Source organism: Dokdonia sinensis (assembly GCF_003688895.1).
In the GTDB taxonomy this organism is placed as follows: Bacteria; Bacteroidota; Bacteroidia; order Flavobacteriales; family Flavobacteriaceae; genus Dokdonia; species Dokdonia sinensis.
The window spans coordinates 1-25,425 of the sequence record NZ_REFV01000003.1 but is presented as its reverse complement, the minus strand read 5'-3'; the positions used below and the strand labels follow the sequence as shown (position 1 = coordinate 25,425).

At 39.3% G+C, this 25,425-nt stretch carries 23 protein-coding genes and 1 tRNA gene; 15 read left to right on the top strand and 9 right to left on the bottom strand.

All coding sequences use genetic code 11. The features are described 5' to 3' along the window. Positions 1 to 52: 52 nt before the first annotated feature. The 9 genes from murD to EAX61_RS03895 all read left to right on the top strand — a co-directional run bounded on the left by murD (position 53) and on the right by EAX61_RS03895 (position 10,390). On the top strand, positions 53 to 1,387 hold the full coding sequence (murD, locus tag EAX61_RS03935) for a UDP-N-acetylmuramoyl-L-alanine--D-glutamate ligase (protein ID WP_121916373.1): 1,335 nt from the start codon (positions 53 to 55) through the stop codon (positions 1,385 to 1,387). 177 nt (positions 1,388 to 1,564) lie between these two features. Further along, the gene (locus EAX61_RS03930; protein ID WP_121916372.1) at positions 1,565 to 2,773 is read left to right on the top strand and encodes an FtsW/RodA/SpoVE family cell cycle protein; all 1,209 of its coding nucleotides are present in this window, start codon (positions 1,565 to 1,567) and stop codon (positions 2,771 to 2,773) included. Continuing rightward, positions 2,760 to 3,863, top strand: coding sequence for an undecaprenyldiphospho-muramoylpentapeptide beta-N-acetylglucosaminyltransferase (gene murG / locus EAX61_RS03925; RefSeq protein ID WP_121916371.1), 1,104 nt, complete (start codon positions 2,760 to 2,762; stop codon positions 3,861 to 3,863). Before EAX61_RS03930 ends, murG begins: the two co-directional genes overlap by 14 nt. Positions 3,864 to 4,019: 156 nt before the next feature. Next, positions 4,020 to 5,372, top strand: coding sequence for a UDP-N-acetylmuramate--L-alanine ligase (gene murC / locus EAX61_RS03920; RefSeq protein ID WP_121916370.1), 1,353 nt, complete (start codon positions 4,020 to 4,022; stop codon positions 5,370 to 5,372). 19 nt (positions 5,373 to 5,391) lie between these two features. After that, entirely contained in the window at positions 5,392 to 6,078 is a 687-nt protein-coding gene (locus tag EAX61_RS03915) for a cell division protein FtsQ/DivIB (RefSeq protein WP_236641978.1), read from the top strand. A gap of 80 nt (positions 6,079 to 6,158) precedes the next feature. Continuing rightward, the gene (gene ftsA / locus EAX61_RS03910; protein ID WP_121916368.1) at positions 6,159 to 7,499 is read left to right on the top strand and encodes a cell division protein FtsA; all 1,341 of its coding nucleotides are present in this window, start codon (positions 6,159 to 6,161) and stop codon (positions 7,497 to 7,499) included. A gap of 158 nt (positions 7,500 to 7,657) precedes the next feature. Continuing rightward, positions 7,658 to 9,694 (top strand): cell division protein FtsZ, encoded by a 2,037-nt coding sequence (gene ftsZ, locus EAX61_RS03905; RefSeq protein ID WP_121916367.1) that lies wholly within the window; start codon positions 7,658 to 7,660, stop codon positions 9,692 to 9,694. A gap of 136 nt (positions 9,695 to 9,830) precedes the next feature. After that, entirely contained in the window at positions 9,831 to 10,280 is a 450-nt protein-coding gene (locus EAX61_RS03900; protein WP_121916366.1) for a GatB/YqeY domain-containing protein, read from the top strand. Between the two features lie 36 nt (positions 10,281 to 10,316). Beyond that, a tRNA-Arg gene (locus tag EAX61_RS03895) sits at positions 10,317 to 10,390 on the top strand. A 105-nt stretch (positions 10,391 to 10,495) separates the two neighbouring features. On the opposite strand, the gene EAX61_RS03890 is transcribed toward EAX61_RS03895, so the two are convergent. Together EAX61_RS03890 and EAX61_RS03885 are read right to left on the bottom strand one after the other, a co-directional pair. Beyond that, a complete protein-coding gene (locus EAX61_RS03890; protein ID WP_121916365.1) occupies positions 10,496 to 11,002 on the bottom strand; it encodes a DUF4252 domain-containing protein in 507 nt (168 codons plus the stop codon). A gap of 257 nt (positions 11,003 to 11,259) precedes the next feature. Beyond that, positions 11,260 to 11,880 (bottom strand): helix-turn-helix domain-containing protein, encoded by a 621-nt coding sequence (locus EAX61_RS03885; protein ID WP_121916364.1) that lies wholly within the window; start codon positions 11,878 to 11,880, stop codon positions 11,260 to 11,262. Between the two features lie 224 nt (positions 11,881 to 12,104). Here EAX61_RS03885 and EAX61_RS03880 point away from each other — a divergent pair, with 224 nt between their 5' ends. Both EAX61_RS03880 and EAX61_RS03875 read left to right on the top strand, forming a co-directional pair. Further along, a complete protein-coding gene (locus EAX61_RS03880) occupies positions 12,105 to 12,635 on the top strand; it encodes an RNA polymerase sigma factor (protein ID WP_121916363.1) in 531 nt (176 codons plus the stop codon). Between the two features lie 10 nt (positions 12,636 to 12,645). After that, a complete protein-coding gene (locus EAX61_RS03875; protein WP_121916362.1) occupies positions 12,646 to 13,440 on the top strand; it encodes an anti-sigma factor in 795 nt (264 codons plus the stop codon). A gap of 459 nt (positions 13,441 to 13,899) precedes the next feature. On the opposite strand, the gene EAX61_RS03870 is transcribed toward EAX61_RS03875, so the two are convergent. From EAX61_RS03870 to EAX61_RS03860, 3 genes are all read right to left on the bottom strand, one after another. Then, complete coding sequence (locus tag EAX61_RS03870; protein ID WP_121916361.1) at positions 13,900 to 15,177, bottom strand: tetratricopeptide repeat protein; 1,278 nt, start codon at positions 15,175 to 15,177, stop codon at positions 13,900 to 13,902. A gap of 89 nt (positions 15,178 to 15,266) precedes the next feature. Then, on the bottom strand, positions 15,267 to 15,920 hold the full coding sequence (locus EAX61_RS03865; protein ID WP_121916360.1) for a DUF4331 family protein: 654 nt from the start codon (positions 15,918 to 15,920) through the stop codon (positions 15,267 to 15,269). A 29-nt stretch (positions 15,921 to 15,949) separates the two neighbouring features. Then, on the bottom strand, positions 15,950 to 16,648 hold the full coding sequence (locus EAX61_RS03860) for a DUF4331 family protein (RefSeq protein ID WP_121916359.1): 699 nt from the start codon (positions 16,646 to 16,648) through the stop codon (positions 15,950 to 15,952). Between the two features lie 169 nt (positions 16,649 to 16,817). On the opposite strand from EAX61_RS03860, the gene EAX61_RS03855 reads away from it, so the two are divergent. From EAX61_RS03855 to EAX61_RS03840, 4 genes are all read left to right on the top strand, one after another. Further along, on the top strand, positions 16,818 to 19,217 hold the full coding sequence (locus tag EAX61_RS03855) for an O-antigen ligase family protein (RefSeq protein WP_121916358.1): 2,400 nt from the start codon (positions 16,818 to 16,820) through the stop codon (positions 19,215 to 19,217). Further along, on the top strand, positions 19,217 to 19,753 hold the full coding sequence (locus EAX61_RS03850; protein ID WP_121916357.1) for a hypothetical protein: 537 nt from the start codon (positions 19,217 to 19,219) through the stop codon (positions 19,751 to 19,753). Before EAX61_RS03855 ends, EAX61_RS03850 begins: the two co-directional genes overlap by 1 nt. A 68-nt stretch (positions 19,754 to 19,821) precedes the next feature. Next, complete coding sequence (locus EAX61_RS03845; RefSeq protein WP_121916356.1) at positions 19,822 to 20,655, top strand: zinc-dependent peptidase; 834 nt, start codon at positions 19,822 to 19,824, stop codon at positions 20,653 to 20,655. Between the two features lie 78 nt (positions 20,656 to 20,733). Beyond that, positions 20,734 to 21,438 carry a Bax inhibitor-1/YccA family protein gene (locus EAX61_RS03840; protein ID WP_121916355.1) on the top strand — a complete coding sequence of 235 codons (705 nt, stop codon included), beginning with the start codon at positions 20,734 to 20,736 and terminating at the stop codon, positions 21,436 to 21,438. Positions 21,439 to 21,507: 69 nt separating this feature from the next. On the opposite strand, the gene rpe is transcribed toward EAX61_RS03840, so the two are convergent. From rpe to EAX61_RS03820, 4 genes are all read right to left on the bottom strand, one after another. Beyond that, positions 21,508 to 22,155: a ribulose-phosphate 3-epimerase gene (rpe, locus tag EAX61_RS03835; protein ID WP_121916354.1), complete on the bottom strand. Its 648-nt coding sequence runs from the start codon at positions 22,153 to 22,155 to the stop codon at positions 21,508 to 21,510. Between the two features lie 507 nt (positions 22,156 to 22,662). Continuing rightward, positions 22,663 to 23,526: a sigma-70 family RNA polymerase sigma factor gene (locus tag EAX61_RS03830; RefSeq protein WP_121916353.1), complete on the bottom strand. Its 864-nt coding sequence runs from the start codon at positions 23,524 to 23,526 to the stop codon at positions 22,663 to 22,665. Positions 23,527 to 23,942: 416 nt separating this feature from the next. Then, positions 23,943 to 24,257 carry an immunity 53 family protein gene (locus tag EAX61_RS03825; RefSeq protein WP_236641977.1) on the bottom strand — a complete coding sequence of 105 codons (315 nt, stop codon included), beginning with the start codon at positions 24,255 to 24,257 and terminating at the stop codon, positions 23,943 to 23,945. Between the two features lie 8 nt (positions 24,258 to 24,265). Beyond that, a complete protein-coding gene (locus EAX61_RS03820) occupies positions 24,266 to 24,808 on the bottom strand; it encodes an NUDIX hydrolase (RefSeq protein WP_121916352.1) in 543 nt (180 codons plus the stop codon). Between the last annotated feature and the right edge of the window lie 617 nt (positions 24,809 to 25,425).

Genomic DNA, 25,425 nt, shown 5'->3' with positions numbered 1-25,425 from the left:
TTTCGCGAAACCTGTGCTGAGCGTAGTCGAAGTAGCGTAAAAGAGAAAGTAGATGAAAAGAATTGCAATACTTGGAGGAGGAGAAAGTGGCGTAGGAACGGCGATTCTAGCAAAACAAAAAGGATACGAAGTCTTTGTTTCAGACTTCGGAAAAATAAACGAAACGTATAAGGACGTTCTTTCAAATTATGAATTGGAGTGGGAACAAGGTGGTCACACAGACGCCTTAATTCTCAATGCAGACCTCGTGATGAAAAGTCCGGGAATTCCTGATAAAGCGCCTATTGTAAAAGCATTAGTCGAGAAAGGGGTTCCAGTAATCTCAGAAATCGAATTTGCATCGCGATATACAGATGCAACAATTGTGGCGATTACGGGAAGCAATGGGAAAACCACAACGACGATGCTTACTGGATATATTCTCGAGCAGGCTGGATTGCAACCTGGCATTGCAGGAAATATAGGTGACAGCTATGCAAAGATGGTGGCGACGCAGGATATCGAGACTTATGTGCTGGAGATAAGCAGTTTTCAGCTGGATGGAGTGGTGGATTTTGCACCGCATATCGCTGTCATAACGAATATAACGCCAGATCATTTGGACCGATATGATTACAAATTTGAAAACTATATCGCATCTAAGTTTCGCATTGCGATGAACCAAAAAGAAACAGATTATCTCATTTATGATGCAGATGACCCTGTGATTACGGATTGGCTTAAAAAACATCCCGTAAAATCAAAATTATTGCCTTTTTCACTCCATCGAGAATTTGAAAACGGTGCTTTCATAAAAGACAACAACCTAGTAGTACAAATAGATAACAACACATTTACAATGACCACAGATAACCTAGCCTTAAAAGGACAACACAACACAAAAAATGCAATGGCCGCTTCTACGGTTTCAAACTTGCTTAAAATTCGGAAGGCCACAATACGTGAGAGTCTGGAAGGTTTTCAGGGTGTGGAACATCGTCTAGAACAGGTACTAAAGATTAACAATGTACAGTACATTAACGATAGTAAGGCGACTAATGTGAACGCTACTTTTTATGCGCTCGATAGTATGAGTGCACCTACGGTCTGGATCGTGGGTGGTGTGGATAAGGGCAATGATTATCGTGATTTATATGCGCTGGTAAATGAAAAGGTAAAGGCTATTATTTGTCTAGGTGTGGATAATGCAAAGTTGATGAGTCATTTTGGGAACATGGTAGATGTTATTGTGGAAACCCCATCGATGACCGAAGCGATAAAAATAGCCTACAAGGTTGCAGAGCGTGGAGATAATGTGTTGCTGTCTCCGGCTTGTGCGAGCTTTGATTTATTTGAAAATTATGAAGACCGCGGGCGCCAGTTTAAGGCGGCCGTACGTGACCTATAGATTAATTCTGATTTGAGGAGCCAGCGCCCAATTTGTCCCCCAACTTAAGATTGGGTGTTGGCTTAATCAGAGTGGTTTTTATGCTTTCGCGAAAGCGGAACTCAATAAATACAGAAAACATAGCTGTTTGAATAACAATTTAAAAGAAGTAAACAACCCGCCAAAGCGGAAAGTGCAATGAGTAATAGTTTTAAAAACATATTGTCAGGATTACAAGGAGATAAAGCCATCTGGGCTATTGTAGCCTTGCTTGCGTTGTTCTCATTTTTACCGGTGTACAGTGCGGCTAGTAATCTCGCTTACATACGAGGCGATGGTAACACTATCCGTTTTCTCATAAAGCACGGGATGCACCTCGTTTTAGGCTTCGCGATGTTGTATGGCGTTCATAAGATACCATATCACTATTTTAAAGGACTCTCGGTCATTTTCGTCCCTCTTGTGATTCTGTTACTTGTGGTGACACTCGCTCAGGGAACGACGGTGGGCGGAGCAAATGCGAGTAGATGGATCAAAATTCCTTTTGTGGGAATAGGGTTCCAGACTTCCACTTTTGCAGGGGTTGTTTTGATGGTTTATGTGGCAAGATATCTGGCTAAAATCAAGGATACAGAAGTTACTTTTAAGGAAACGCTATTGCCACTTTGGGCGCCCGTGGCGCTGGTGCTTGCGCTCATTTTACCTGCAAACTTCTCCACAACGGCCATCATATTTACAATGGTTATTGCATTAGTTTTTTTAGGCGGATACCCTTTAAAGTACTTAGGAATTATCATCGCGACTGGAATTGTCGCCTTAATGTTCTTTGTGCTACTGGCTAAGGCATTCCCAGGAATGTTCCCAAATAGAGTAGATACCTGGATAAGCCGAGTGGAAAACTTTGCAAACGATGAGACAAATGCGGATGCCGACTATCAAATAGAAAAAGCTAAAATTGCCATAGCCTCCGGAGGAATATTCGGTCAAGGGCCTGGCAAGAGCGTGCAAAAGAATTTTTTACCCCAATCATCATCAGATTTTATATATGCCATCATCGTCGAAGAGTTTGGACTGGTAGGCGCAGGATTTTTAATGCTGTGTTATATGCTCCTACTTTTCCGAATAACTGTAGTAGCGCATAAGGCAGAAACAGTTTTTGCAAAACTTATCGTCATCGGTGTAGGATTGCCCATCGTTTTTCAGGCATTGATAAATATGGCTGTTGCAGTAGAGTTATTTCCAGTTACAGGACAGACATTACCACTTGTAAGTAGTGGAGGAACCTCGATCTGGATGACTTGTCTTGCGATAGGAATTGTCTTAAGCGTGAGCGCAAAGCGACAAGTGACCAAAGCCAAAGAAGAAACAGAACAAAACCCATTAGACATACTTAGTGAAGCCCTATAAAGTCATATTATCTGGAGGAGGAACAGGTGGTCACATCTATCCCGCGATTGCGATTGCAAAGGAAATTCAGCGCCGTCATCCTGACACGGAATTTCTCTTTGTGGGTGCGCAAAACCGTATGGAAATGGAAAAAGTACCTCAAGCAGGTTTTGCCATTGAGGGGCTCAATATCACAGGAATTCAACGTTCCTTGAGTGTAGAAAATTTAAAATTTCCGTTCCGATTACTGAGTAGTCTGAGGAAGTCGGGAAAAATTTTGAAACAATTTAAGCCAGACGTCGTAATTGGTACGGGAGGTTTCGCAAGCGGACCGTTACTGAAAAAAGCAGTTGGCAAGAAAATACCAGCACTTATTCAGGAGCAGAATAGCTATGCGGGGATTACTAATAAACTCCTAGCAAAATCCGTTCAGAAGATATGCGTGGCGTATGACGATATGGGAAGGTATTTTCCAGAAAGTAAGATTATAAAAACGGGAAACCCCGTACGTTCTGATGTATTGGAAATTGAGGGGAAACGTAATGACGCTTTCGCGAAATATGAATTGTCACCCAACTCAAAAGTTGTTCTCGTCATTGGCGGAAGTTTAGGTGCAAAAGCGATTAATATTTTGATAAGTGAGCAGTTGCCACTATTTAAGAAGCTGGGCGTTCAAGTGCTTTGGCAAACGGGAAAGTTGTATTACGAGCGCTATAAAGATTTAGAAAGCGATGATGTTCGTGTGATGGCTTACATAGATCAAATGGATTTAGCGTATGCTTCTGCAGATGTCATCATTTCCAGAGCAGGCGCAAGCTCCGTAAGCGAACTGTGCATCGTCGGGAAAGCGACCATTTTTATCCCAAGCCCAAACGTCGCAGAAGACCATCAAACAAAAAATGCAAAGGCCATCGAAAAAGAAGACGGAGCCATTTTGATAAAAGAAAGTGAACTGAATAAAAAGTTCGAAAGTGCTCTCGAAATACTGATGACTAACGAGACGAGAAGAGAAGAATTAGGAGCAAATATGAAGTTACTCGCTTTACCTAACGCCACTAATGACATTGTGGATGAGGTGGAGAAGTTGCTGGGAGTTGGGAGCGGGAAGTAGGAAGAAGGAAGTTGGGAGTTGGAAGAAGGGAGAATGAGGTTGGAAGATAGATGCAGAATAATTGAATTTTAAAGATTTGTAATTGAGAATTATATTTTCACTAAACACTAAACACTAAACACTAAACACTAAACACTAAACACTAAACACTAAACCTTGAAACCTTTAAGCGACATACAGAACATTTACTTTATCGGTATCGGTGGGATAGGGATGAGTGCGCTGGCATTTTACTTTCACAATGAGGGTAAAGTGGTTGCGGGGTATGATAAAACACCTAGTGATGTTACCGAAAAGCTCCAGGAGGCTGGTGTTTCGGTTCATTTTGAGGACAAGGGTTCGGCGGTAGATGGTCGTTTTAGTGATATTGAAAATACATTGATTGTTTACACGCCTGCTGTTCCTAAAACGATGGGTGAGTTGGTCCACTTTCGCGAAAGCGGATACCACATAAAAAAACGCGCCGAAGTGTTGGGAATGATTACAAATCAAACGTACTCACTAGCGGTTGCAGGGACTCACGGGAAGACAACGACATCAAGTATTCTCGGTCATCTCCTTGCTGATACTGGAGCTCCAGTTACGGCATTTGTGGGCGGGATAACAAACAATTACGACGGAAATCTCATCCAAAAAGGAAATGAGGTCATTGTGGTGGAAGCAGATGAGTTCGACCGCTCGTTTTTACAACTGAAACCTAATATCCTGTGCATCACATCAATGGATGCAGACCATCTGGATATTTATGAGAACGAGGCAGATCTGGTACAAACGTTTACCGATTTTGGATCATTGGTGGTGCCGTCTATGCGATTTGTAAAAAATGGCCTTCCGCTGGAGGGAAATACGGTGGGTATAGAAGACGATGCAGATTATAGTGCTCAAAATATTAAAATAATCGAAGGTCAGTATGTTTTTGACCTCAAGCATCCCGAGGGAACGATTAAAGATTTAGTATTTAATCTTCCTGGGAGGCATAATATTTTTAATGCAATAACAGCTTTGGGAATGGCAATGAAATATGGCTCCCCAACCACGTTGCTCCCCAAAGCTTTATTAAGTTACTCTGGCGTAAATCGCCGATTTACATATAGAATAAAGACTGACGATCTTGTGCTCATAGACGATTATGCACATCATCCTACGGAGATTTCGGCGGTACATCAGAGTGTGCGGGAGATGTATCCAGAGGAAGAAGTTCTGGCCATTTTCCAGCCACATTTATTTAGCCGGACGCGGGATTTTATGGGAGAATTTGCGCGGGAGCTTTCACGGTTTGATGCCGTTATTTTGCTGGATATTTACCCGGCAAGAGAAGAACCTATTGACGGGATAGATAGCGACGCATTAATGAGTCAAATGACGCTTTCGCGAAAGCGTAAAATTCAAAAATCACAACTTGCAGATTGCGTGAAGGATGCATCTCAGAAGATAATTGTGATGATGGGCGCGGGAGATATAGGTGTAGAAATAATAAAAATAACAAAAGCATTAAAGCGTGCGAGTTAATTGGTGTTACATAAAACTGTTGGTTTTACTGGGGTTGGCGGTGTTTTTGTTCGGCTTTTCGGTAAAGCGTAACGAGGCGCGCACCGTTGAGGATATTGCCGTGACTTTTACCGATGAGAGTACCCCGTTTGTTACGCGAGAAACCGTTAATAAATTGTTGATAGTAAGTAACGGTAAGGTTACGGGCACGGCTAAAGAAAATTTAGCTTTGAGTGATATGGAAAAGCGCGTGAGAGCGCACCCAATTGTCAAAAACGCAGATGTTTATGTAACAATGGGCGGAAAACTAGGAGTAACCATCGAGCAACGCAAGCCTATTGCACGCCTCAATGGTGCTACTTCTTTTTATATAGATGAGAGCGGGGAGGAGATGCCGTTGTCCAGTAATTTTTCGGCACACGTGCCACTGGTGACGGGAGCGTCAAAAAAGAATATTGCAGAGGTGCATAAACTAGCAGATTTTATGCGAAATGATGACTTCCTAACAAAGCATATCATCGGGATAGAAAGAAAGATAAATGGCGAGTATGTTCTCGAGGCGAGAAAGTTAGGCTATGAGATTATTCTGGGGAAGGTGGAGGAGCTGGAAAGTAAGTTTAGCAATTACAAAGCTTTTTACCAAAAAGCGCAAAAGGATAAAAGTTTAGATAAATACAGCACGATCACTCTTAAATATCGCAATCAAGTGGTGTGTACAAAGAAATAAGAATTGGGGACTGAGTACGCTTTCGCGAAACTTGTACTGAGCGCAGTCGAAGTAGCGGAAAAACTCAAAATAATAAAAGTATGGAACAAGGTAATATCGCAGTAGGACTGGACATAGGGACCACAAAGATTGTGGCGATGATAGGGCGGTACAACGAGTACAACAAGGTGGAGATTCTCGGTATCGGGAAGTCCAAAAGTCTTGGGGTGCATCGCGGTGTGGTAAATAACATCACCCAGACCATACAGTCCGTACAACAAGCGGTACAGGAGGCAGAAGATGTTTCCGGAATTAAAATTAATGATGTTGTCGTGGGTATTGCGGGACAACACATCCGTTCCCTACAACATAGCGATTATATTACTCGAGATGACTCAGAAGTGGTCATAGACAACAAGGATATTGAGACATTGTGTAATCAGGTGCATAAACTGGTTATGCTACCTGGGGAGGAAATCATACACGTGCTTCCGCAGGAATACAAAGTGGATGGGCAGAGTGAGATAAAAGAACCTATCGGGATGTATGGTGGTCGTGTAGAGGCAAACTTTCACGTAGTTGTAGGTCAAGTAGCCTCTATCCGAAACATAGGAAGATGCGTAAAAAGTGCTGGATTGCAACTAGATAGAATCACACTGGAACCTCTAGCATCTGCAAATGCAGTGCTGAGTCAAGAAGAAAAAGAAGCTGGGGTAGCGTTAATAGACATAGGAGGAGGAACGACAGACCTTGCCATTTTTAAAGATGGAATTATTAGGCATACGGCTGTTATCCCCTTTGGCGGAAACATCATTACCGAAGACATCAAGGAAGGTTGCTCTATTATCGAGAAACAGGCGGAATTGCTTAAAATAAAATTTGGCTCTGCGTGGCCAGGAGAAAACAAGGACAATGAGATTGTCTCTATTCCTGGACTTCGCGGTCGTGAGCCTAAGGAAATTACGCTTAAAAACCTTTCAAAAATCATCCACGCGCGAGTTGTAGAGATTATTGAGCAGGTCTATCTAGAGATTAAGAATTACGGTCACGAAGAGCAAAAAAAGAAGCTTATCGCGGGAATTGTTTTAACGGGCGGAGGAAGCCAATTAAAACATTTGAAACAACTCGTAGAGTACATCACGGGTATGGATACCCGTATAGGTTATCCTAATGAGCATCTGGCTGGAGATAGCGATGCAGAGACTACAAGCCCATTATATGCTACGGCTGTGGGACTTGTGATGAACAGCCTAGAGCACGGTTTTTATAATAGCGAAGAAGCACAAGAAATTGCCGAAGAAGAAGATGAGTTTACAGAAAGTATTAAAGAGGATATAGCAGAAGAAAAGGAAGTGACAACAAAAAAACCTCAAGCGCCTAAAAGGAGCATTTTTGATAAATGGGCAGACAAGTTTAAGGACTTTCTGGATAATGCAGAATAGAGGTTAGGAAAAGTGGAATTTGGGTTCCGCTTTCGCGAAAGCGATATAGCAATGATAGGAATGATTTCTATTGTTACAAGAATAAAATTAAGCAGTTAATCAATGAATGAGGTTTCCGCCTTCGCGGAAATCTAGTTAAGGGGCAAAAACAAATCAATATGAGTACGACACAATTTGATAACATCACATTTGATCTACCAAAACACCAGAGCAATGTCATAAAAGTGATAGGCGTAGGTGGAGGCGGTAGCAACGCAATTAATCATATGTTCCAGCAGGGCATTAAGGGAGTAGATTTTGTTATCTGCAACACAGATGCACAGGCGCTGGAAAATAGCACGGTACCTAATAAGATCCAGCTTGGGGTTGGACTTACAGAGGGTCTTGGCGCAGGAGCAAATCCAGAAGTAGGGGAGAAGGCAGCCATCGAGAGTGAGATGGATATTAAGAAGATGCTGGATACCAATACGAAAATGATCTTTATCACTGCAGGAATGGGCGGTGGTACGGGAACGGGAGCAGCTCCCGTAATTGCAAAAATGGCTCGTGAGATGGACGTCCTTGTCGTAGGGATCGTTACCATTCCGTTTCAGTTTGAGGGGAAAATGCGTAATGAGCAAGCTCAAAAAGGAGTTGATAAATTACGTGCTCAGGTAGACTCCCTCATAGTTATCAATAACAATAAACTGCGTGAGGTCTACGGAAACCTAGGCTTTAAAGCCGGTTTTAGTAAGGCAGATGAGGTTCTTGCTACGGCCTCAAGAGGTATTGCAGAGGTGATAACACACCACTACACACAAAATATTGACCTTAGAGATGCAAAAACTGTTTTGAGTAATTCAGGAACTGCCATAATGGGAAGTGCTACTGCAAGTGGTACAGATCGTGCACATATGGCAATTTCAAAGGCGCTGGATTCTCCGCTGCTTAACGACAACAAAATACACGGTGCAAAAAATGTATTGTTACTTATCGTTTCTGGAGGTGATGAAATAACGATAGATGAGATAGGAGAAATAAATGACCATATTCAAGGTGAAGCAGGACATAGCGCAAATATCATTATGGGTGTGGGCGAAGATGAATCTTTAGGAGATGCTGTTTCTGTAACAATCATTGCAACGGGATTTAACGCAGAACAACAAAACGAGATTGTAAACGTAGAGACTAAAAAAATAATTCACACGCTGGAGGAAGAGCAACGTGCAGAGCACAATCTAATGCCAGAGGCAAAAGAGGAAATCCCTCCTGCAGCACCTATCACACCACAACAACCTGTGGCACCAGAAAAGATAGTGCACACCTTAGATCTCGATGAGGCTGTAAACGTTTTTGAAAAAGCTACAAACCCTAAGCAGCATATAGAACCACGTCCCGAGGAGATAAAAAATAATGATGAGGTAAAGTCCGCTTTTGCGAAAGCCGAAAAAGCTCATATTCCTCAAGTGCCAGAACAATTAAAAATGGACATCATTCCTACAACTGATATTTTACGAAATATAAATGTCGTTTACGATGAAGTGTTGGTAAATAATGAAGCCGATTTTGAAATTATAGATACCACAGTCAGACAAGAGGAGGAAAAGCCTAAAGAGCAACCTAAAAATCAAGGAATGCTCGAGTTCGATATGCTGCCTCCTACTGATACTGCTGTAGAAGAGTATAAAGAGGAAGCGCCTGTACGGTATTCATTAGACGAAGAAACCGCCGCTATCGAGGTAAATGAGCCTATCGAAATTATCCCAGTTACTGTAAACGAGGAGGATGGAGAGAAGCGTTATAGTCTTGAGGATTATATGGAACTTGAAAACTCCATGCAGGCCGCTAAACCTAGAAAAGATGAAGCTATAAAAGAAGAAACCCTTGTCTTCGAGACTAAAACTGTTGCTCCCGTGACTGATGAAGAAGTAGATAAGGAAGAGATAGACCCAATGAATAGCCCTATTTCTAAACTGCTCGTAGATAGAGCGGCAGAGCGCAAACGCAAGATGAAGGAATTTAATTATAAGTTTCATCACAATCAAGCGCGTATTGAGGAGATAGAAAAGCAGCCTGCCTATAAACGGATGGGTATAAACCTGGAAGATGCACCAAGGAAGGATGGAAGCTTGTCTAGAACCACACTCTCTACAGATGATAATGACGAAATTCAGTTAAGAAGTAATAATTCTTTCTTGCACGACAATGTAGATTAGAACAGCTACACTTAAGTTTTATTTATTGAAACCCGATCGTTATCCCCCTAACTTTTGGGTTTCTTTTTTTATCTTCGTGCTCGTTTGGAGAAAGTGTATTTGGTACGCTTTCGCGAAAGCGTAAATAACAATAGTTATGAGTTTATCAACTGAAGTAATGACGCAAATGAAAGCTGCGATGAAGTCAAAAGACCAAAACGCACTTACCTCTTTACGTGCCATAAAATCGGCCATTTTAATGGCGCAAACAGAGAGTGGTGCAAAAGAAGAATTGACAGAAGAGCAAGAGCTTAAATTACTCCAGAAGCTTGTTAAACAAAGAAAAGATAGTGCGGCCATATTTACCGAGCAAGGAAGGGAGGATCTTGCCGAACCTGAGCTCGCTCAGGTCGAAGTAATTGCTCAATTTCTCCCCGCTCAAATGAGCGAGGCCGAAATTGAAGCCGTGGTGAATGAAGTAATTTCTCAAACAGGCGCTCAGGGAATGAAGGATATGGGGAAAGTAATGGGAATGGTAAACGGAAAAGTCGCTGGAAAGGCAGACGGCGGTACGGTTGCTAAGGTCGTTAAAGCTAAACTCGCATAATATTTAAAAGATTCCGCTGCTTAGGATCGGAACAATGGCCTCGTAGTTCAACTGGATAGAATATCAGATTTCGGCTCTGACGGTTGGGGGTTCGAATCCCTTCGAGGTCACAACAAAAGAGGCTGTCTTAAAAGGCAGTCTCTTAAATATTAATTTTAATCCTTTAATAATCTGTATCGGTTATTTAGGACTAGACAAGATAGAGTTTCTAAGAATTACTGAATATTGAACTGATTTATTATGACATCATCCAGTTTTTCAAAATCCTTGTTTTTTACCATTTCTCTCACTCTTACAGGATCAAAGTTGCCTTTAAAGTAAAGGAATGAGCCTTTAGAGGCGTCGTTATTATAAATTAAAATTTCTTTTACAGTATTTCCTTTTTCTCTTATAGATACTACATTGCGCTTAGCATTGTCGTTATTGCGATACACTTCGATGAACGAATTTCCGGTCATTGTCGCCATTTCATTGTTTAAAGCTTTTGTTCTCTCCATAGTGGTGCTGGGAAACTGCATATATCGCAGGTCTTTAGTATTACCTATGAGTGATTGTACCTCTGGGGAAATACTACTCAATAGCGTGAGCATAAATCGTGGTACTCGGATTGCTTGAACCTGATCGTCATTTTTATGAGCATTATAGAATGAGTCTATGGCATTCTGACTCCCACAGGAAGTTAATAACACTAGACTTAACAAGAAAAATATACTTTTAGTCATTTGAATTGGTTTTACAGTTAAATATAGTCAAATAGAAGACTAGATTTTTCATTCTGCCTTTAAACCTCTCATTCAGGTATGGATTCGGTATACAGATTTAATCAAGCAAAGTCAAATACACTTTCTTATGACATCTTTTAAGAAGTATAAGTACGCTTTCGCGAAAGCGTAACCCACAACACATTTGTAAGTCCCTAAGAAGCAAAAATCGTGGAAGACATATTCATATTATAAAGTCACTATGAAGCTTTACGAGACTATTTGATGGATTGGGTGAGCAATGCATCCTGTTTTTTAAGCTTCCGGTAAGCAGATGGCTTAATATTATAGTATTCTTGAAACGTTTTTGCAAAATAACTCCTGCTAGTTAGCCCTATAAGCTCAGTTATTTCAGACATATTGTGGCTGGAATTTTCAAGATAGTGCACCGCCAGTTCGAGGCGCTTACGCTTTACATATTCATTTACGGAGATGTTGTGCGCAAGCTGGAAAGCGTGCTGTAGTTTGTTCTGATTAAATCCTACACGTCTAGATAATACCTCTATGGTAGGTAGGGACGCGATTTCCTCATCTATAATTTTTACAGCCTCCTCAAAGAGCTTCATCTCACGATTGCTAAAAGCGGTTCTCATTTTTTGATAATGAGCATCTCCATTAAGTGTTTCTAAAAGCTTTCTAGTTGGGATGGAAAATATTTTATGCTTTGCAGTCTCAGATGAAGTTCCCGTATAGCTGTCGTGACCATTTTTTGATAATTCAATTTTTAGAATTGCATCGTCCCCTTCTGGATGTAACTCTAGTTCGTACAGACTCTCTGGAACATGTGTTTTATTTGATTTTGGGAGAATAATAATTCTCAAACCTTTTTCTTTCAACATAATAAACTACTTAGTGCAAAAATCATCTTTTGCATTGGTTACGGTTGGTAGTCAATATGCCAAAAATAGAAACCTTAAATGATCCCGATGAACAGTATCGAAACTCATTGTAACAGTATTCATAGAGAAATTAACCTTTTTAAGGTACCAACGTGTAATCCCGCATAAAGTGTGAGTAGTTTCTTGAAAACGCTTACATTTATAACATAATTTAAAAATTCCCTATGCAACCTGACGAATTGATCGCACAACTGCAATCTAAAAATGAAAAGGCCTTTGAGCGTATCTATGAGATGTACTCCGAAGCAACCTTTGGGATAATAAATAGTGTGCTACACGACGAGGTACTCTCAGAAGAAGTCTTGCAAGATGTATTTTGTAAAGTATGGGATAAGGCGCCTACTTATTCCCCCAAAAAAGGCCGTTTCTTTACATGGGTTCTTAATATCGCTCGCAATGCAGCGATAGACAAAACAAGGTCTAAGAGTTTTAAGAATCAAAAAAAGAACCAAACCGCAGATTACTTCGTAGATATTCTCGAGGATAAAAGCAATTTTTCTGCCCAGATAGATGCCATTGGAATTAAGAAATACATTGACCTATTGGAACCAATCTGTAAGAAAGTAATAGATCTTTTATTTTTTAAAGGATTTACGCAGAAAGAGGCTTCGGAAAAGCTTGAAATTCCATTAGGAACCATCAAGACCAGAAACCGAATTTGTATAAACAAATTACGAGAATCACTCACCGTTTAATAACTAGGATATGAAAGAATACATAGATTCTGGAATTCTTGAGCTTTACGTATACGGTGTTTTAACTCACCAAGAAAACGTCGAAGTTTATAAAGCTTTGCAACAATACCCCGAAGTTGCACAAGAAGTAGAAGAAATAGAAAAAGCATTACAACAGTTATCGATGGCTGCTGCGCCGTATAGTCCGGAGAAAATGCTGACTAAGATTAAATCAAAACTAGAGTTTACTGGTGATGATGAAAAGGTAATTCCGCTTTCGCGAAAGCGTACCCCTATCATTGCTTATATAGGCTACGCAGCCGCAGCATTGTTGCTGGTCGGATTATTGTTTCAGTCCAGAGAAGTCTCTAAGCTAGAAACTCAAATATCTGATCTAGAAAGAGAACAAATACTACAAGAAGGTAAAACCCAAGTCGCCGAAGAAAATCTAGCTGCGACTAAAGAAGTTCTAAATGCAATACGGCATAAGGATGTGATAAAAGTACCACTTGCTGGTCAAGCTGTCGCTCCGCAAGCTTATGCATCTGTTTTCTGGGACAAAGCTTCTAATAAAGCCTATATAGATGTAAGCGGTCTACCAGAACCACCTGCTGGAAAGGTGTACCAAGTCTGGTCACTTACTCTAGAACCACTCACCCCAACAAGTATGGGAGTTCTAGACACATATAATGCAGAAGGGCTTCAGATTATTGAACTAGATAATCCTAATGCTTCTGAAGCTTTTGGGATAACTTTAGAGCCGGCAGGTGGAAGCGCAGGTCCTACAATGGATCAACTCTATACACTTGGGGTAGTATCTTCATAATCTAAGAATCATATAGCATAAAATGAAAAGGATGTAGCCACAACGCCTACATCCTTTTTTATGTATTTGTTTCTCCAGTTTATGTTCCTACAGCCTCATCTAATTAGTTTGTGTATGTTCTTGTTTAAGGTAATACTTATATTTTGGGAGTTTGCTAGGGAATAGGAAAAGGTACTTGGATTGCAGTAGTCTATAACTCATTAGTTCAAAAAAAATCTGAGTCCATTGACTTTTAGTCAAAAAAAAGCGATCTATTCAAGTAACCAACTGAAATAGATCGCATAACAAAACAAAAAATCAAAATCCACACTTTAATTTAACTCAGTAAACCAATCATAAACATTACCCCTAATGCCGTGTATAAGTTGATCGTTATTTGCTTCAGTAATACTTACGAAGTTCAGTGTTATAGGGTTTTGTAAACAGCATAATTTTAACAATGTATTACGCTAGTAGCAATTAAAGCGCTTTTACACTTCGCATTGTGACTGGGCCAAGTTCATAACTGGCTTCCAAAAGCTCTTTTTTAATGGGCATCACTTTGTCTTGGAGTCCATTACGTTTATACACCTGAGCCATATACAGATGAGCGACTGGTTCATAGGTTTTATTCTCTACGTGATCTTTTATAATCTTAAGTGCTTTTTCAGGTTCTCCATTGAGATTGTAGATGTAAGCTAGGGTACTGTAAGTTTCTGGTGTAGGTCTTTCATTCACATCGTCCTGAGCTAGAACTATAGCTTCTTTAAAATCCCCCTTTTCCTCAGCTAGATAAATAGCATTGTAAGCGTCGTACATACCGCCATATTCAGCCTTATTTACAGATTGCCAGTACATTTCAAGATTTTTGTTCTTCAATTCTTGATTATCTTGAGAATCTGCAATTTCTGCCTTGAGTAAGTAGTAATCAGGGCTATAGTTTTCTTTAGGAATGCTATTAAGGATACGTAATGCTTCTTCCGGATTATTTTCATAGGAGTAAGTAATCCAAGCAATTCCTTTTTTTGCGTAAGCATTGTTGGGATCTAACTCTAGTGATTTTACATAGTGTATGTAAGAATCCTTAATGCGACCGTCGTGTCCGTAATAATCTGCCAAGTTTGTATACGTCCAAGTTTTAAGAGAGGGATTATTACTAGCATCTGCAATGCGCTTTGCTTCTTCCATATTATGAATGGTTTTGTCTAGCTCGCCTTTGTAGTCCATCCATTTGGCCAAGCGGATGAGGTAACCAAAGTCGCTTACGTTCTCTATGCTTTTTAAATACGCTTGTGCGTGATCATATTTTCCTAATTCCATCGCAATATCAAAACTTAGGTAAGAGACTTCCTTTTTATTTGGGCTTATGGCTCTTGCTTCTGCAATAACCTTGTTTGCGTCTTGAAAACGATGTTGCGAGATATAGTTTTGTGCTAGGGAGAGTAGGTATGATTCCTTTTTTATGGCGGCTATGGTTGCACTTTTCTTAAGTACCTTTTCTGCATTCTTGAGTTGGTTAATGTCCTTTGTCTTGTCAAACAAGGTATTGTAAATCCCTCCACTCTTAGCTAGAGAAATTAATTGCAAACTATCATCTTTTATTCGGGAGTTCCAGAATTCTAGTTCTTTTTGGGTTTTTTCTATATCCTCATTTTTATTTGTTGCCAGATACTTATCATAATCTTGTGTATCTGTTATCTTATTTTCAGAACAAGAAAATAGAACTAGAGCGGTTAGAAAAGTTATATATAATTTCATTTTGTCTTGTTTTAATAAATTATAAATAAGAAAACGCCCACCTTATAAAAAAAAGGAAGGCGCTTTGATCTTTTAAGTCCTGGCAAGAGTTATTGCACAGGTGCTTCTAAGTAAGGAAATGAGGCTCCAGGTGTTACTCCTGCACCGCTTACGTTATCAGTTACTAAAATGGGTAAGTCAGGAGTACCATCATTATCTAAATCTTGACCATTAAAACGATCTCCGTTTGCCCCTCCAAAAAGAAGAATTAATGATACATCTACAACATCGTCGGTCAGGTTACGCCCTGTAAGGACGGCATCTCCACTGAAATACGTTGTTGGTCCATCAGGTGCTACTTGCAATACATCTGTTGCGAGAATTGTTGTGAGAGTAGTGGCGTCTAAGCCTAGAATATTTTCTTCATATTCTACTTCAAAAGCAGCGTGTAAATCAACTGCTCTTTGTAAAAAGATAGGTTGGTAAATTGCAGTCATCTCAGATGGAATAGTAACATTAAAGTTATTTTTATTCATATCTGTACCACTAAGTACTGTATTTATAGCTGCACGACCCATTTGATCTTCTTGAACAAATGTTCCTGAAAAATCTACGGCTACACCACCATCATCATCAGTAGTCATTCCTCCATCATCGTCTGTAGGGTTGATTATGGTTCCGTTATCATCGTCATCACCACAACTTGCTAGTAAAGAAACAGCAAGTACTGCAGAGAAAAAATATTTTATATATGTCATTTTCATAATTGTAAGATTTTAAAATTTGATATTATTTATTGTTTTCTATTTGCAGTTGTCCAAGTATTAAATACTTGTACTCCTGTTCCTGCAGGGTGATCAAAAGTTCCGCCTAGTAGTGAATTAGGTACTTCTACAACTATAGATAAGACATTAGTTCCTGCAAACGGATTTTCTGCATTCGCAGCCGTTTTAAAACCACCGTTAGGTCCAGTCATGTCATCTGAGTTACCAACTACACCGTTAAACGTGTTGAAGTCAAAATAAAACGGATCTTCTCTCGGTCCAGCAAAATAAGAAACCCCGTTAGTAGAAGCTACGATAGGAGCACTATTGCCAGTAGTAATTTCAACTTGTCCTTGAGTAATTGCATTAGATACAATTTCTCCTGATAATCCTGTTGTCCCTGGTGCTACTGGTCCGAAGAAATACATCTGACCGTTTCTTGGGATTGCTTGGATTACAAGATCCTCAACTAAGTCACCAGTATTATCAATGTTTATTTCAATAAGTACATTTTCATCAAAAGTTGCATCCGACCCTGGAGCCAGTAATCCTTGGACATTTGCTACAAATACGGTATTGTCTGGGTTTGCGCCTTCAAAAGCAAAAACATCAGTAATGTCTGCAGTTGTTCCTCCTACTGCGGGAGCATCTAAGTGATCGGCTGCGATTAATGCTGCCCCTATGGCTAACATTCCTCCAACCGCTAATAATAAGCTTGATTTTTTCATAATTCGTTTTTTAAGATTTTAGTTCTTCTGCTCAACTTACGTAACAAAGGCTCTTGCGGTTTCCTTGAAGACGTTAACATGTTCCCAATTAAATCTTAACACTCCGAGTTTTAAGGTTTTCTTAACTTCGTAATGGCTAATGAAGGCCTAAGTCAAAAAAAATTAACAATTGAAAAATACAGACACTACCATAAACTTGTTGGGATTCAAGGTATTAGTCGCACTATACTGTGTGATTTGTTTTATTCCAAGATTTGAATCTGTAGATCCTATAGGCTCGCAATGGTTCTATTTTGGGTTGGTAAATTTATTAGGGCTCGTCTTAATTTTTAGTAATCGTAAACTTTTGACGGTTCAAAATTTTTCTAGAGTTGCTTTTTGGTTTTTTGGCGCGTACGCTCTTTTTTTTATCGTTGCTTTGGCATCTATTTTTAATACGATAAATTTTTCTGAAGGGGTTAAGGATATCGCCCGGGTAGGTATTACTTTGATTGGGGTGTTCAATCTCTATCTCACATTCCAACTGGCTCCCCAGCGCCTTTTTCAGTTTCTTGTAAAAGTTGTTCATGTTGTAGTTTTTCTTATAGGGATACAAATTGTGTATCACTTTATCGACAACTGGGATGTACAACGTACTGTGCCTTTACTCAAGGAAACTGAAATGCTTTTCGGTAACCGTAACGTGACGGCGGCATTCCTTGCGATTACTTTACCGTTTATAATTTGGGGTGTTTTAAAACATACTGAACGTTGGAGGTATATGTCCATCGCAACATTGTTTGTAGGTTTTACGGCCCTGTTTTATGTTGGTGCACGTTCGGCGATGCTCAGTACGACCATTACATTTTCCTTATTAATTCTTTATCTCTTTATAGATGGGATACGTACGGGTACGCTTTCGCGAAAGCTTAAGTATCCTCTTCTACCTATTATGGGAATACTCATTGCAGGTTTCCTTCTGGTTACAAATACCAACCGACTGGATAAAACCCAAGCAAATAGTTATAAAAATATTCTTACAACTGCTTCTGGTGACGAGAATGGCGTTGCTATTATAAGAGAACCAGCTCAGTCTAGTACGGGTGGAGTAGACTCAGGACGTTTTACTTACTTTGAGATGGCTATAAATGATTTTAAGGCAAATCCAGTTATGGGTGTAGGACTGGGAAACTGGAAACTTACGAGCAAGGATTTATATTTTGGTAGATCAGACGTAGACAGATTCCTTTATCCCTTACGTGTGCATAGTGATTTTTTACAAGTGCTTGCAGAGACGGGAATATTAGGTTTCCTTCCTTACCTCCTTATGTTTGTGATTTTAGCAGGAAGTATACTCTTACTATTTTTTAAGCATCAAGACTCCGAAAATCGCTGGATGTATCTCGTACTCATTTTTGCCCTTATGGCCTATGGGTTAGATGCAACCATCAACTTTCCCATGGAACGTACGCCCATCCAGGGTCTGTTTGCAATTATTGCAGCAGTCATAGTTGCCTTTAAAGGAGCGGCAGATGCAGTTGGAGTAGATAAAGAGGAGCGCGCGCAGAGAAGTTTGCCTCTTGTCCCAGTAGTTTTAGGTTTGGGAATTGTGGGAGCCCTAGCAGCAGTAATATCATTTGCAAAATATCAATCTTACGTACATCAAAACTACGTTCTAGCAGATACCATGGGGAAAAACTTAATGACTGCAGACTATACCTATACGTATGATCAGGCAAAGAATAGGCTGGACGGTTTTTTTGAAATCGCTGGCGTAGGAAGACCAAACGAACATGTGGTGGCCATGTATGCTATGAGTGAGGGTAATGATAAATTGGCCCTAAATCACTTAGATAAATCCATCAAACTTGCTCCTCATCACTATGAGTCCAAGATGCTCAAGGCTATTATTTATGGACAACGTGAGAAAGACTTAGATAGTGCCATCTATTACTCTAAACAAGGATTTGAAAAGTATCCGGCAATTAAGAATAATTATGTTATTCTCTTAAACGCATATCGGGAGAAGGGAGATACCGTAAATTACTTTAAGACCTATGATGCAAGACTAGAACGTTTTCCTAATGATGTACGCCAATGGAAGGCAAAAGCAACACGAATATTTGAGTTTTATAAAGATCCAGATCGTGCTACCGCCGTAGTAGATGAGGCCATAAAGGCTAACCCTAACGATAGCAGCCTCATTACTTTTAGAGAGAAATTTACCAGCCGTAAGAACGAAGGGGATATTAGAGCGTGGTATAAAAATGGTTTTGCATTTATTAAGGAGAAAGATTATGCAGCGGCAAAAGAGGAGTTCTTAAAAATTCTTGCTGTAACACCATCCAATAATCCTACGCTGCTCAACCTAGGGATTATTGAGATAAAAATGAATCAATATGAGGAAGCCGTACAACATCTTACTAAAGTTATAGATGCAAATGCTTGGGATGATGGTCGTCCAGAATATAATAGAGGGCAGGCCTATGAGAGATTGGGTGAGACGGAGAAGTCAAAAAGAGATTATAGAGTGAGTAAAAAGAAAGGCTACGGACTTGCTCAGAAACTACCAAAAAGTAAATTAGAATAATGAAGTCAATATTAGGAATAGGATCAAGAATAATACACCCAGAACACGGTTCTGGAGTGGTGACTAATGTAAACCCAACTATGTACTGGGTAACATTTATGGATAAGGGTATCGAGACCATACCCCTAGATGATGACATTGAAATTATAGAGGCTGTAGAGGATGAGGTGGACACGGTAAGCTTTTATGAGGTAGAAAAAACCTTGCGTAGTCTCCTTAAACGATATAGCGACATTTCTGAAATTGTGCCCATTGCAGATAAGTGGAAGGGAGGCACAATGACGCTCAGCCCTGGCGATAGTAACCTTAGTAGCAAAGAGGTTCCCATTGATACGTTTTTTCATAAGATCGTAATGGTACGAGATAGGATACGTGTTATGGAACAAAAGATAAATGCGAGTAAGACACTTGACGATCAGGATAAGATAGATTTACAACAATATATTACTAGGATTTATGGAAGTCTCACCACTTTTAATATCTTGTTTAAGAATAGTAGTCAGAGTTTTAAAGGAGAATCTGCTAGTAAGAGATAATGCTGGTGATTGAAGCCAGAATAATCTCCATCGAGTAATAGAACCCCAAATTCGCACGTTGAGCAATTATGACATCACAAGGACATACCCAAGAATATGCTTGGCTGGCACCCTATGGGCTTGCTTTAGTGGTCCTTTGGGTGTTTTATGTATTGTTTCGACTATATGAGACTTGGTACGCAAATAAGACGCACAGGTTACTATATCGCGATTTATGGGTATTTCGTTCGCTTTCGCGAAAGCAAAGAAAATACCTACAATCTAATTTTGAATTCTACAACAAGCTATCTTCTCAAGAAAGACGGCGCTATGAGCATCGTGTTGTAACATTTGTAGGCTCTAAAAAATTTATAGGAAGAGACGGACTTATTGTAACAGAAGAAATGAAACTCCTCATTGCTGCCGTAGGCTGTATGCTCACCTTCGGAAGGAAACACTATTTGTACGCCCTAGTCGAAAATATATTGTTGTATCCTGCAGCGTTCTATAGTGCCATAAACGATGAGTACCATAAAGGTGAATTTAATCCAAGCCAGCGTACGCTAGTTTTGTCTTGGGAAGATTTTGAAAAAGGGTACCGCATTACAGATGATAATCTCAATTTGGGAATACACGAATTTATGCACGCGTTGCAACTGGATGCGGTGCGCAGTGAGGATGTAGATGCTATCCGTTTTGAAAGACAGTTTCAGAAGATTTTAGTCCGACTAACAGACCAAGATCTTAAAGATAAACTAGATGAGGTTAAATACTTTAGAGCGTATGCCTTCACAAATCAATATGAGTTTATGGCCGTTCTTGCAGAATACTTTTTTGAATCGCCCAACGATTTTAAAACTCATTTTCCAATTCTCTATGAACGGATGAGGAGAATGCTCAATTATGACCTTGCGGGATACTGAAATAAAATCTGAATCAAATTATTTATTGTTTTTTGCAAGAAACTTCTTGCTACATTTACGCCTTACTAATTAATCAAGATGGAACAAATAGAACAACCTCAAATAGCCACAGTTGCAACCTTGTCTGATGAAAAACGTGTAGCTTTTTTCAAGAAAACCTATTCCCACGTAGCACTCGCAGTATTACTTTTTATAGTTGCGGAGTATTTCTTTTTCCAGTCGGAAGCCATTGTGAGCTTCGCATTGTCGCTCATAGGTGGATGGAGCTGGTTACTCCTTTTAGGAGCATTTATGTTTGTGACGAACTATGCTGAAAATATGGCGCTTAAGTCTGATGACAAGCAGGTACATTATGGTGCACTACTCATTTACGTAATCGCCGAAGCCTTTATTTTTGTACCCTTATTGTTTATGGCCTTTACGGTCGTGGACGGTGTACAGATATTACAGAAGGCTGCGGTTATGACTGTTGCTTTGTTCATAGGACTCTCTGCCGTTGTACTTTTTACTAAAAAGGACTTTTCATTTTTAAGAGCAGGACTTACCATAGGTTTTGTAATTGCCTTGGGGCTCATTGTTGCAGGAACTTTATTCGGTTTTGATCTTGGGCTATGGTTTAGTGTAGGGATGGTTGCGCTTGCGGCGGGTTCTATCTTGTACACAACTTCTAATATGGTGCATAAATATCACGAAGAGCAATATGTTGCGGCCGCTCTGGGACTTTTTGCATCTTTAATGTTACTGTTCTGGTATATTTTAAGAATATTCTTGTCTAGGGACTAACTTCTCCCTTTATAAAACAGAAAAGCATCGATAAAAATCGATGCTTTTCTGTTTTATATTATTGAAGTATTACTTCAAACGCAATATAGCTTGCTCAGGATTTTCTGATTTAAACACATAGCTCCCCGCCACTAGGACATCTGCACCAGCATTTACAAGTTTTGCTGCGTTTTTATCTGTAACGCCACCATCGATTTCAATTAATGTTTTTGCTCCTTTACGCGTTATAAGGGCTTTGAGTTGCTCCACCTTTGCGCACGTGTTTTCTATAAAACTTTGCCCGCCAAAACCTGGATTAACACTCATCACACAAACCAAGTCGATGTCATTTATAACGTCCTCTAGTAAGCTCACATTTGTGTGCGGGTTAAGAGCAACTCCGGCTTGCATACCAGCAGCTTTTATGGCTTGTAGCGTTCTATGGAGGTGTGTGCAGGCTTCGTAGTGCACGGTAAGCATATTTGCTCCGAGAGATGCAAAAGTCTCAATGTAGCGATCTGGATCTACTATCATTAAGTGAACATCCATAAACTTTGTAGCGTGCTTCACAATATCGCGTAGCACAGGCATCCCAAAAGAGATATTGGGCACAAACACGCCATCCATAATGTCTATATGAAACCAGTCTGCCTCGCTGTGATTTATCATTTCAATATCACGTTGTAAGTTTGCAAAGTCTGCAGCTAGTATGGATGGAGCAATGATGGGTTTAGACATTTTTATGTTTGTTTTTGTAAAGGTAGGGGATATGACTAAATTTTAAAATTTCAGTCATTTATATATGGGATTTACCAGGAATTTAAAGAGGTCAGTATTTGAATTGCCGCAATTTGAGATATGCAACTCTACATTCGTAATCAGTAGATCTTACCATCTTAAGGGAGAATCCTCAAAGACTAAAGGAATACAGTCCCTCTAGAACAACTGAAATTAGCCCCATTTAAATTTGATTAAAATGCACAAAAAAATCCCCGGTAGGCAGTAGTTGATTTTTGATTGTTTAACGGAAAGTTCTCAAAAAATTGAAAAGGAAAAAGTTTCAATTTTTTGAGAACAACCACAATAAAACAACCTTTAACCTAACCAATAACAAAAAAATCCCCGGTAATCAGCCGGGGATTCATTCATCAATCAAAAAACGAACAGTTATGATAAACTGTTGTTGCTGTTATTAGGTCGCCTGTGGCGTTAATTACTTTCTTACGTATTGTAAATATACGAAGACTATCCCAAATAAGTTTTTAGGATTTTACTTCTAGAGGTATGTTTGAGCCTACGAATGGCTTTTTCTTTAATCTGCCGTACGCGCTCGCGAGTCAGGTCAAAGGTTTCTCCTATTTCTTCTAACGTTAAGGCTGGCTCGTCTCCCAGACCAAAATACAAACGAATTACATCTGCTTCGCGAGGTGTAAGTGTCTCTAGTGCTCTTTCGACCTCAGTTTTTAGAGATTCGTGTAAAAGAGAACCGTCAGGATTAGGTGATTCTCCTAAGTTTAAGACATCATAAAGATTAGAATCTTCTCCCTGCACAAGCGGCGCATCCATACTCACGTGGCGTCCAGAGTTTTTTAAAGATTCTTTAACATCTTTAATGCTCATATCCAGTTCTTTTGCAATTTCTTCTGCGCTAGGAGGGCGTTGGTGTGCTTGCTCAAGAAAAGCGTATGTCTTATTTATTTTGTTTATTGACCCAATCTTATTGAGAGGTAAACGCACAATGCGTGATTGCTCTGCTAGAGCTTGTAAAATAGATTGTCTAATCCACCAGACAGCGTAAGAAATAAATTTAAAACCACGAGTTTCGTCAAAACGTTGTCCCGCTTTTATTAATCCTAAATTTCCTTCATTAATTAAATCTGGAAGTGTTAATCCCTGATTTTGATATTGCTTTGCAACAGATACCACAAAACGCAAATTTGCTTTTGTAAGTTGCTCTAATGCTCTGGGATCTCCTGCTTTGATACGTTGTGCTAGCTCTACTTCTTCATCTGCAGTAATGAGGTCTACTTTTCCAATTTCTTGTAGGTATTTGTCTAAGGAAGCGGTCTCACGATTAGTAACCTGCTTTGTAATTTTAAGCTGTCTCATAGGAAAATGCTGTGAAAAGATTTGGGTTCTTACACTAGTTATACGTAAGTAATCGGCATTATGTTACAAAACTTTAATAAAATTTTAAGAAAAAAATAGCAGAGGTAAGAAATAACGATTTTCAGCTTGCCTTTTATTCTTTAAAATGGCAGGTAATTATAAGTCTATCTTGGTGTTTATAAAAGTCCAAATATTAAACAATACCCATTTGATCAAAACTATCTTGATGTGCAAACGAGAGCTTCACAAAGTTTTAAATGTAAAAAAATCGTTCCGCCCTTATATAATTCATTGTCAAAATGATGAGACTAATAAGCCATCATCGTGGGAGGTTTAGTATTACGCTTTCGCGAAAGCGTAACGAGCCCCATTAAAAGTTGCTCAAACAATGAAAAGATAAAAGCAAAACGTCTTGTCTAGGATTCTTTTATGCGTTCTATTTTTTCGACAGTTTCTTTAAATAGTTCCAAAAGAAATTTCAGTTTTCCGGCATCTCCAGAAGCGTTGAATTTTTGGTCTTCAATTTTTACGCCATACCAATCTTGCTTTCCGTGCTCATTAAGAATCCAAGGAATGTCAAAAGTTGCAAGCGAGGTATTAGACACATCTATCTCAACGTCCCAACCTGGGTTATCTAGTGTGGTAATTTGGATTCCAGATCCGTACTCCCATTCCCCATCACAATTATTTTTGAACCATAACTGTATCCAGTCTAAAATTTCTATTTGCATAAGGCCGTTTAAGATATCGTATTTCTAGAACTATTTTGTAAATGTTGGGCTATACGGGATAATAGAAATGTTTCTCGTTCTATGGACATTCCTTTTTTCTCACTCGTAGCCATTGTTTTATTATTGTGCAATATAGCTTCGTGTATATTAACCCATACGGCTTTCATCCCGTTAGTTATTTCGTAATGTTCCAAGTTTGCTTTCCCCAGAATTGCATTTACATCACAAGTATAGCAATAGGAAATCATATGCTGGATATCATAATCAGGTTTATACCAAGGCCTGTATTCTTCATAAATGCCAAAGGGTTTGATGTTCTTAATATCCTTAGCTCCGGTTTCCTCTTTGAGTTCTCGCATCATTCCATCTATTTGATTTTCTCCTACGTCTAATCCACCTCCAGGAAGACTGTAATCTTCGTAACGGGCTGTATACATCAATAAAATATCACTGCCGTGCATTGCGATACTTCTAGTAGCAAGCCTTGTAAAAATGGTTTTGCTTTCTAGTGTTTTTATATCGGGATGGTAGTGGGTTTTGAGATGTTGCATTTGTTGGGGTGTCCTTCTTAAATTGTGATAGATATGCTCTTATACTGCAATGTGTAAAAGTATGCTAAAGAAATAGCATAGGGTAGGAGGATTGTAGATTGTACGAATGAAACCTATATTTTTCTGAAACATATGACTAACGTTTTAAGAAAGCAGAAAGACTACCCGTATAGAATAGTCTTTTGTAAAATTTAAAATAGATCGAATGCTCTTTAGAACTACAGAACTAAATTAGGTTTTATAAAGATTTTGAGGTTTGATTGTGGTTTTTTATTTGTTTTATACCGTTTTTAGCATTTCGTTATTTTTTATTCATTCCAACCTTCAAATTTGTGCATTCTCCATTCAGTTGGTTTTAGAGAGTTTTCATATTCAAGAAGTTCTTTATGAGCATCTTCGACTATTGTTTTATTGTCATACCAAATATCGTCAGCGGGATAGGAACAGATTCCATTTGTCAATTCCGATATTATTGTAGGCTTCCCCTAATTGTAGGCTTCCCCTAATTAGGACACCTTAAAATTCGACAAATAATTATTATTTAGGTCAGATTTGATGAAGAATTTAAATTCTTCATCAAATCTGGGCATGTATTCTTTAGGAGATATATTACCTAA